This window comes from Belnapia sp. AC561 (assembly GCF_979252845.1).
Genome location: NZ_CEEDBP010000439.1, coordinates 1 through 242, shown reverse-complemented (window position 1 = coordinate 242; position 242 = coordinate 1). Strand labels below are relative to the sequence as shown.

1 protein-coding gene is annotated in these 242 nt (G+C 75.2%); it reads right to left on the bottom strand.

Features of this window, described 5'->3' with window-relative positions; all coding sequences use genetic code 11:
- Window positions 1-242: methyl-accepting chemotaxis protein (locus tag AC0IW9_RS31770; RefSeq protein WP_471652262.1), on the bottom strand; the 242-nt coding region annotated here is incomplete at both ends.

The following is a 242-nucleotide window of genomic DNA, read 5'->3' as shown; positions in this document are numbered from 1 at the left end:
GATGCCGGTGATGCTCTCGCGGATGGCGCCGATATCGGCCGCGGCCTCCCGGGTCGCGGCCTGCCTCGCCTGGATCTGGGTGGCGATGCTGCCCGTGGCCTGGGCAGTCTGGTTGGCCAGGGCCGTCACCTCGCTCGCCACCACCGCGAAGCCCTTGCCGGCCTCGCCGGCCCGCGCCGCCGCGATCGTGGCGGTCAGCGCCAGCAGGTTGGGCTGCCCGGCGATATCGCCGAGCAGCCGCG